At 37.1% G+C, this 750-nt stretch carries 1 protein-coding gene; it reads right to left on the bottom strand.

The genetic code is table 11. The features are described 5' to 3' along the window. Nucleotides 1-188 precede the first annotated feature (188 nt). Complete coding sequence (locus BN3456_RS00155) at nt 189-590, bottom strand: DDE-type integrase/transposase/recombinase (protein ID WP_242862755.1); 402 nt, start codon at nt 588-590, stop codon at nt 189-191. Nucleotides 591-750: the final 160 nt, after the last annotated feature.

Raw genomic sequence — 750 nt, 5'->3', positions numbered from 1 at the left:
GGCTTTCTTGAGTCACGCCCTGTGAATAAGTCAAAAATTCTGACTACTTCTCAGGCGCTTAATCTGCTAAAACAGCGTGGATACATCATCAAGGATGAAGCCGCTCCTGCCATGAATTAAGTGTTGTGTCTATATTTCTTTTTTGAAGCCAGCGAAAGATGGCTTGTTTGCTATACCCTACTTTTTCTTTAACCGCTACCTTTTTGTTTCAAACTTTTTTCTATGATCATATCTTCAAATACGGTGCTTGTATATTGGCTGCCCAAATCACTGTGAAGAATAATATCTGTAGTATCTTCTACATTGAGACATGCATTTTCTACCGCCTTTTTAGCTAATTCGGCGGTTGGGTTTTTGCCGTATGAATAACCAATGATCTTTCTATTATATAAGTCCATCACTGATGCTAGATAAGTCCAGCCTCCATCTTGAACATGTATATACGTTATGTCAGTAACCCATTTTTGATTTATTGTTGTAGCATTAAAATCACGATTTAGTATGTTTTCCTTATCATCAGGAACCTTACCCTGATTATTTTGATACTTATATTTGCGTACTACAACACTGCGAAGACCTAGCTTAGCCATATGTCTTTGCACTCTTTTGACAGAACATGGGATGTAAGTGCTTCAAAAGATAGCGTCGTGTAATCTCCATGCAGATCCTGTAAAATTAACCTAAAATGTCTTTAGGAGGTTATACAATGGATCAAGGTAATAGAGCTTTATGGAAAGAACGGATTCAAGA

Source organism: Clostridium sp. C105KSO13, from assembly GCF_001517425.1.
In the GTDB taxonomy this organism is placed as follows: Bacteria; Bacillota; Clostridia; order Lachnospirales; family Lachnospiraceae; genus Muricomes.
The sequence above is the reverse complement of the archived record's forward strand: the minus strand, read 5'-3'. Positions and strand labels throughout refer to the sequence as shown.